Genomic DNA, 7,014 nt, shown 5'->3' with positions numbered 1-7,014 from the left:
CTGCGAGCGCGTACCTGGTACCGAGAATTTCGTGAACTTGCACTGATGTGTGCCGTCTACAACATCAAGAAGGCCGCAGAACAGGAGATTCCACTCCCTTCAGGCGATTAAACACGGCCCGTCCACGACTATGCCGTCTACTTCTTTAATTATTTGCATATTAGCAAATGTTTCTACATTCGCAAAGTTTACGTATTTGCAAATGGTATCCAAATATGCAATGGCGGCCCGAATCCCGGGACGAATGGCTCGCACTCGTGCGCTCATGACAGAAACGGAGCGAAAGTACATCACGCGAGAAGAGGATGTAAGCGATTCAAAGCGGTACCAAGCAATTGCCCGAGTTCGTGACCGCCTCGAAGTACTTGAACAGGATGTCGATGCGCTAGCAGAACATCACCCTAAGCTCCTCGGTGAACTCCGAGACGTTGTCTGCAAAGAGAATGACTGAGGACCGTCAGCCGTGCGTCAGACGCTTCTCACTCAAACAGTAACAGGCTTTAAATAAAGGCCACGCGAAACCCACGGCTATGTAACGAGTCGTTTGACCACGGCAGAAAGGGCCGATTGGACACCTGTCCTTTCTGTCGCGAGCGTAAAATAGTTTGCCCCTCGTTAGTGGCGAAACTATCACTCGCTCGTGACAGCGCTCCCATCCCGTTCGCTGCCGCTCCAACGGGAAAGCACAAAACCACACGAATGAGCGAGAACGCAGTCAGCACAGCAGTAGCACAGTTTACAGAGAGCGTGACGAACGCCTTCACCGAGTACACGGATGCACCGCCGGCTGTCGTCACCGAGATCGAAGCAGCGGGCGAACAGCTCGCCGAGCAAGTCGACACCCTCGAATCATCCCATGAAATCACACAAAGCTCACTGTGGGAGTTAGAGGACATTGTGATGGGAGAGTACGACTCCGCAAACCCACGCTTCAAAGAGCGGAGCATCGTCGAGCAAATTGACGAGATAGAGGCCACCGTTGAAGACGTGAACCCAGGGGGAGACGGCACCAAGACTACCGTGCACAACACGCTTCTCGCCGAGAGCCCGCTTGAGCAAGTGACCGGACTCACTGAGCACGAGGCAATACAAAATCTCTCATCCAACCAGGTGCGCGCGCGAACGATTGCGATGAACATCCCCGCCATCGCCAAAAGCGCTGAAGCGGGATTCGTCATCGACAATAGCACGCTCCGCAGTGAACTCACGAAGATCAAAGGCGAGCGGCCAAACGACAACGACGTCAAGCGCGTGCGTGACTTTTTGAGTGACCTCGGGAAGAAGCACGTAGATATTGTTGACCATCGCGGGAGCAAGATGGTCGTGGTCGAGAAGGCCTACGCGAAGCAGCTCGGCCGAACGTCCTACAGCCCGGAAGAATGTCTCGTGGTCGAGCACAAGAATAACTGGCGGGACATGGTCGAATTACACTCGTCCGGTAATGGAGCCACGCAGGCGTCTGCAGCGGTGTAATCAGACGGAAGATATCACGATAGCATAGGCAGAAAACAACGCGGGGACGTTCCAACCTGATACACGTTGGAACTGACGCACCACTCCACTAGTGGAGACACTGGAGAAAGACCTTTTGTTTCAGTAGTAGTAAGAAAGAAGCAGACGAGTCAGCCATGTTCAGTTCTCTCGTGATTACGTGACGGGTGTAATTTCCTCCTCCGTCTACTCTAAAGGGGACGGTGGTTCAAGATTGGTCTCTGACGACGGCGTCAGTGGTCTGTATCAGCGAGGGCATGAATTGTCGACTGGCCGTGGGATACTGACTGAATACGAACGCGAATGCCTCGCTGGTGAACACGAAAAGCAGCGCGAATACGAAACGCGCTCACGGGTGCGCGCACGGCTCGACGGACCACTCAGCGAAGACATCGAACACCTCAAAGAACACGATCCGGACCTTCTCGACGAACTTCGGGACGTCGTCTGTGAGGACGAGCGTTAAAATTAAATGAGTCGATTGAGATGAAACTGGTAGGCAAATAACTTCGGAAGGGGAGGACCCCTAGAACATCCTCTCCTACACGCGGTCGGCAAATAAATGTTCCGTAAAACCAGCTACGGAACTATCCATGGGGTTGTCACTCATGGTGACCGGTCGTGTCGGCGTTCCCACCCGTTCGCTGCCGTTCACAATTCGGGGCAGACACGCGAACACGAGAATGAGCGACAACAGCGAATACGTCACGCTAGAACAGGTCGAAGAACTACTCGAAGAACAGCGGAAAGAGTTCGAAGCAAAACTCGAAGCCAAGGACGAACGAATCGACCGGCTTGAAGGGCGTGTCGACGACCTCGAATCCTCGCACGAACTCACCCAAAGCACCGTGTGGGAGTTAGAGGACACGGTCACGGGTGAGTACGACTTCAGCCACCCCCACCTCCAGGGCGAGAGTGTGATTGACCGGCTTGACGGTCTAGAGGACACTCTTGAGGGGTGCAACCCCCAGGGCGACGGTGGAGAAACCACCCTGCACGACACGGTTGGAGAGGACTACACGCCTATTGAGCGCCTATCGGTACTCGGTGAGGATGCTCTCGACGAGCACGTAACTGCAAGTGACCGGCGCGCAGTGGCGCTGTTCGAGCACTGGAAGGAGTGGTCGACGAACACACCACAGGGAAACCTCCTCAAGACAAGTGATAGCCTCAAATCGTTACTCTCGACTGCTACCGACGAGCATCTAGCGTGGAAACAGGTGTATCGTGCTTGCCGGCGAGTCATGCAGCTCTCGAAGGGACGGATAACGTTCTTCCAGCACGACAAACACGGGTGGATGCTCAAGCAACACTCCGCGTTCGCGTCGCACCAAGCAACGAACACGGGAGTGACATCGTCGTCAGTGGCGTGAGAGAGACACCGTCAGAATACCCCGCCTGAGAAGGTTACCAATCTAACACGAAACAAAACACCACAACACGAACCAACGCAAACAACTATCGATTAGCTATGGGTTGATCTTGTTTTGCGGTTGTTTTGCGGTTGTAGAGGGGACGGTGGTTCGTAATTGATCTCTGACGACGGTGTCAGTGAATTGGCGAGGTGTCAATTCCGACTGTTGGTTATATTTTGCTTCCAAGCATCGATTACTTTGCTTTCAAGCACCGGTTACTGTACTTAATTTGGTGCATAATAATATACGGTGCATGTATTGGCGTAAACAGCGAGCGTCACAATTGAGGAGGGAAGGAAGGAAGGAGCGCGTGTCTCCGACATCTGCACTTGACGCTCGCTTACACTGCCACCGCTTGTGCACCCCTCTGTAAAGCAGTCAGGGAGTATGGGAAAGGGAAGGAGGAGGGAGCGCGTTGATCGAGGACCATTTTTGAGTAATGATAATCCAGCCAATAGGCTTTTCGTTCTTCGTGCGGATGGCTAATGTATCTTTTTCATCCGCTAATTTCTTCAGTTCTGTAGAGAATGGTGGTTCGTGAGGCAGCTGTGGGGCCGGTGTTAGTGAATTGGTGAGGTGTCAATTCCGACTATTCATATCTTTTTCTGCACGTCAGTGCCTCAGTGGGGAAGCATGACTTTTCACTTCAGTAGCGATACCTGCACGGACACTTCGAGCGTCAGCTCTCGTTGGCGATTGCTGAGGTTAGTATATTATGCTAATCCGTGGGGAGTTAGGTAGTATGAGCAGGTGGTCAAGACCGTCGAGTCTGACGAACTCCCCACAGCGTGGGGTGTGTGCTCATCCCTCATGAATCCAGCGGCCATCTTCTATGTTAGTATGCTATACTAACTCACTTGCGATCGAGACGTCCAAATTTTCGAATCTATGTTTTTCTACGGAATTCATATGGGTAAAGGACCAGCTTATTGTTCAGGAATCGATAATACGCCGGCATCTTCGTCTATGTCACCCCCAAACAGGACCGCCAACACGAAGAGCAAGCCAACACCTGCCAGCACCGTTCTGATAGCCATAGCGACTGGTTTTCCCATACCTGCTGACTTCTACACGTCTGGAATAAGCTTTCTGGAACCAGTAATCGGAGAAGTGAGTTCGAAGCCTCAATGGAGGATTCTGCGCTGCAGAGGAACAGGACTGACGGCTGGGTTTTCGTCAAGTAACGTTCGCGCATAATTCGATGCGCACCTCCGGGGGCATTGCACTTCCGCTTAGATGATAAAATACTCTCGAATCACGAAAACGACCGAGATACCGCTCTCCACGCGTCACTGTATTCGCCCACGCCGCTACGTCTACACAGCGGACGACTTAGTCGACATTACGGACATCTACTATTCGAAGTCGCCTACCTCTTGTACGTGCTTCGTTACTCACTAATCGTGTAATATGGTGGTTTCTCTACGTCTACGACACGGTTTTCTACCTTTTCTTGATCAACGAGTTTTTCGAGGTACTGCTGTATCTCAGATTGATGCAGATGTCGTGCTACTATTATAAAATTGTCTCCTGTGTTCCAGTCTGGGTCGGTTTCCATCCGCTTAGACATTTCTTCTAAAGTCTCTATTTCCTCAACGTCTCTGTCGTCAAACTCGTGTAATATCTCTTCAGCTGTGTATGCCATACCACTGTTCTCACGGAGAAACTCGAGTATTATCTCAGCAGCACTTTGTTTTCTCTTTGCGTCTTCCCACTCTGCTTCAGTCACGTCAATTGGCATATTTTAATATTATTTTACGGTCATATATATTATTACGTTTGTGCGCCACACGTCTGACGCATTTTGATTGTAATGTACTGTGAACACGGATGTATGCAACAAGTCACCGCTCGTATCCCAGATGAAATGGTATCCGAGTTTGAGCAACGTTCGTCTGAACACAATATGAGTAAGTCTGATGTGATTCGTGATGTGCTCTCACTGGGTTTTGAATACGATACCCTACGTGACGAGTATGGAGAGAACATAGACGACTTACTATCCGAATATGAATCGAGTATAGACGAATATGAGGAAAAGGTCGATGACTTACAGAGTGAACTTGATGAATTGCAAACCGAGTGTGAACGACTTCGCCGTGAAAAGCGTCAGATACTCGCTCAGCAAGAGGAGAAACGTGAATTGGTAAAGTACGTCGAGGAGGAAAGATCGTTAGCAGAGCGACGTGAGGAACGAGCAACAGCACCTGCGTGGAAGCGAATGAAGTGGTGGCTCACGGGGTATGATGGTGCAGATCAACGTTAGTATTGTATACCCAATACTACGCGTTAAATTTGTGTCAACAGCTTACACGTAAGAGGCTTACACGTAAAACGAAAGGTATATTTGACGAGTCTACATCAGCCAATACTGGTCCTCGGTCAACGCGTTCCCCCCCCTCCTTCCCTTTCCCTTACTCCCTGACTGCTTTACAGGGGGCTGCACAAGCGGTGGCAGTGTAAGCGAGCGTCAAGCGTGGATGTCTGAGACATGCGCTCCCTCTTTCCCTCCTCAATTGTGACGCCCGCCGTTTACTGCAAGACATGCCCCGTGTATTATTATGCACATGATTAAGTAGAGTAATCAGTGCTTAGAAGCAAAATATAACCAACAACAGTCGGAAGTGACAGGTTTCACGGTGATGGGCGTCAGACGTGTGTGCGACTTGTTTCGACTGGAACCTCTCAAATAATGGCTGGTGATACACTTTAACACTATAGATTCATAATACAAAACTCATTGCCTTTTAAACAAATTTATAATTATATGAACCGACGTAAATTTATCGGTTCGGTAGCAGTAACGGGTAGTATAGCACTATCTGGTTGTCTAGCTGAGTCAGCATCCACATCATTGACACAGGCACCTGAGGATGCAGTCACGGTCAAGAAAGACAAATCGAGTAATTCTGAGATCGTGTACAAAGCGTCTGGCCACTTGGAGAAGGGTGAATTTGGTGCTATGAGTCTTGGCGGGAAGTTGAACTTCAAACTCGACTGGACGCTGGACGCAAGTTCACCGATCGATATCTGGGTATTAGAGCAGAAAGAGATGGATGCATTCCGTGACGGTGGTGAGATCTCGTACTTCCAGGGCGTCAGCAAGTCGGGTGTGAAGTCAGGGAATGCTTCTGGTACGGTACCTTTCGGAAAACACATTCTTATCTGGGAGAACAGTGGTGCTTTCGAGACGACTCCAGAAAGTGCAGTGGACTTTGACGCGACTGTGCGGCTGTCGTTAGGGTGACTCCTCTCTGAATAACTGACACAACCATCGTCAAAATCATACTCAACTATCTGATATACAGCCGTTTTCCTGTGTTTGTATATAAAGAAGACGTGAATTAGTGCTACAATCGTCTGTGAAACCCCGTTTTTCGCCACTTCCGCTTAGGACAATAAGCGGAAGTGGAATCCGCCGGGTCGCCACCCTCAGGGAAGCGTAAAAGTGTCACGCCGTTCCGTTTGCGCACGAATGCAGTACCTCCCCAGAGGAGGAGCACTGCGCCACCAAGGCCAACCACTCCCTGTGCATCAGTCAGCAGCGGCAGATCAAAGCCAGGAACCGTGCCGGTGAGGTAGACGAATAGACCCATCACTGGGATCGCCATATGCAGAACGAGCGCAATCCCTGCGTAGAGATAGTGACCTGTGAGAATCGGCTGCCGGAACGCAAACAGCCCGAGCACGAGATAGCCAAGGTAGACGCCTTTCCAGCGCCAGAAGCGCCGATGAAGTGGCGCATCTTTATCGAGAATCGTGGGTGGGAACGCGAATTTGAGCAGGCCAACAATGATGGTTTCTGCGATCTCGTCTCGGATATCTTGGTTCGGACGGCGATTACTCATGGTGTGTGTCCCGGGTAGCGGTGCGGTCGTACTCACAGGCAGTCGACTGAGATGCGGTCAGCGTGCGCTGGGCGTCTGCGGTTCGCTGGCGGTGCATTGGTGTTCGGTTAAGCACTGGATCGCCTCATGAAGGCTTCAGCTACTCGTTCGCTGAGTAAGAGGCGTGATTTCTCTGGTTGGCGGGCGTCACGAAACAGCAACTCCGACAAGTTCGGCGGTGGATACCCCAACGACTGGGCCAACTCTTCGAGGATGAGCTG

The 7,014-nt window shown here is 51.1% G+C and carries 9 protein-coding genes and 1 pseudogene; 6 read left to right on the top strand and 4 right to left on the bottom strand.

Annotated features, from left to right (window positions below):
- Nucleotides 1-220: 220 nt before the first annotated feature.
- The 4 genes from ACR3FF_RS24960 to ACR3FF_RS24945 all read left to right on the top strand — a co-directional run bounded on the left by ACR3FF_RS24960 (nucleotide 221) and on the right by ACR3FF_RS24945 (nucleotide 2,864).
- Nucleotides 221-451 (top strand): hypothetical protein, encoded by a 231-nt coding sequence (locus ACR3FF_RS24960; protein WP_458190819.1) that lies wholly within the window; start codon nucleotides 221-223, stop codon nucleotides 449-451.
- A 248-nt stretch (nucleotides 452-699) separates the two neighbouring features.
- Nucleotides 700-1,473 carry a hypothetical protein gene (locus ACR3FF_RS24955; protein WP_458190818.1) on the top strand — a complete coding sequence of 258 codons (774 nt, stop codon included), beginning with the start codon at nucleotides 700-702 and terminating at the stop codon, nucleotides 1,471-1,473.
- 232 nt (nucleotides 1,474-1,705) lie between these two features.
- The gene (locus ACR3FF_RS24950) at nucleotides 1,706-1,957 is read left to right on the top strand and encodes a hypothetical protein (RefSeq protein ID WP_458190817.1); all 252 of its coding nucleotides are present in this window, start codon (nucleotides 1,706-1,708) and stop codon (nucleotides 1,955-1,957) included.
- Nucleotides 1,958-2,174: 217 nt separating this feature from the next.
- The gene (locus ACR3FF_RS24945) at nucleotides 2,175-2,864 is read left to right on the top strand and encodes a hypothetical protein (protein ID WP_458190816.1); all 690 of its coding nucleotides are present in this window, start codon (nucleotides 2,175-2,177) and stop codon (nucleotides 2,862-2,864) included.
- 968 nt (nucleotides 2,865-3,832) lie between these two features.
- Here the strand turns inward: ACR3FF_RS24945 and ACR3FF_RS24940 are convergent.
- Complete coding sequence (locus ACR3FF_RS24940; RefSeq protein ID WP_458190815.1) at nucleotides 3,833-3,961, bottom strand: hypothetical protein; 129 nt, start codon at nucleotides 3,959-3,961, stop codon at nucleotides 3,833-3,835.
- 335 nt (nucleotides 3,962-4,296) lie between these two features.
- A complete protein-coding gene (locus ACR3FF_RS24935; protein ID WP_458190814.1) occupies nucleotides 4,297-4,647 on the bottom strand; it encodes a hypothetical protein in 351 nt (116 codons plus the stop codon).
- A 93-nt stretch (nucleotides 4,648-4,740) separates the two neighbouring features.
- Here ACR3FF_RS24935 and ACR3FF_RS24930 point away from each other — a divergent pair, with 93 nt between their 5' ends.
- On the top strand, nucleotides 4,741-5,172 hold the full coding sequence (locus ACR3FF_RS24930; protein WP_458190813.1) for a hypothetical protein: 432 nt from the start codon (nucleotides 4,741-4,743) through the stop codon (nucleotides 5,170-5,172).
- Nucleotides 5,173-5,673: 501 nt separating this feature from the next.
- Nucleotides 5,674-6,153, top strand: coding sequence for a hypothetical protein (locus tag ACR3FF_RS24925; RefSeq protein ID WP_458190812.1), 480 nt, complete (start codon nucleotides 5,674-5,676; stop codon nucleotides 6,151-6,153).
- Nucleotides 6,154-6,256: 103 nt separating this feature from the next.
- Here the strand turns inward: ACR3FF_RS24925 and ACR3FF_RS24920 are convergent, their stop codons facing one another.
- Both ACR3FF_RS24920 and ACR3FF_RS24915 read right to left on the bottom strand, forming a co-directional pair.
- The gene (locus ACR3FF_RS24920) at nucleotides 6,257-6,754 is read right to left on the bottom strand and encodes a hypothetical protein (RefSeq protein ID WP_458190811.1); all 498 of its coding nucleotides are present in this window, start codon (nucleotides 6,752-6,754) and stop codon (nucleotides 6,257-6,259) included.
- 107 nt (nucleotides 6,755-6,861) lie between these two features.
- Nucleotides 6,862-7,014: pseudogene (locus tag ACR3FF_RS24915) on the bottom strand (IS4 family transposase); the annotation flags it as partial.

The organism is Haladaptatus ordinarius, from assembly GCF_054177595.1.
This window is presented reverse-complemented; position numbering and strand designations above follow the sequence as displayed.

Coding starts and splice junctions, on each gene's coding strand:
- ACR3FF_RS24960 (WP_458190819.1), top strand. CDS start 221: ATGGCGGCCCGAATCCCGGGACGAATGGCTCGCACTCGTGCGCTCATG.
- ACR3FF_RS24955 (WP_458190818.1), top strand. CDS start 700: ATGAGCGAGAACGCAGTCAGCACAGCAGTAGCACAGTTTACAGAGAGC.
- ACR3FF_RS24945 (WP_458190816.1), top strand. CDS start 2,175: ATGAGCGACAACAGCGAATACGTCACGCTAGAACAGGTCGAAGAACTA.
- ACR3FF_RS24940 (WP_458190815.1), bottom strand. CDS start 3,961: ATGGGAAAACCAGTCGCTATGGCTATCAGAACGGTGCTGGCAGGTGTT.
- ACR3FF_RS24935 (WP_458190814.1), bottom strand. CDS start 4,647: ATGCCAATTGACGTGACTGAAGCAGAGTGGGAAGACGCAAAGAGAAAA.
- ACR3FF_RS24930 (WP_458190813.1), top strand. CDS start 4,741: ATGCAACAAGTCACCGCTCGTATCCCAGATGAAATGGTATCCGAGTTT.
- ACR3FF_RS24925 (WP_458190812.1), top strand. CDS start 5,674: ATGAACCGACGTAAATTTATCGGTTCGGTAGCAGTAACGGGTAGTATA.
- ACR3FF_RS24920 (WP_458190811.1), bottom strand. CDS start 6,754: ATGAGTAATCGCCGTCCGAACCAAGATATCCGAGACGAGATCGCAGAA.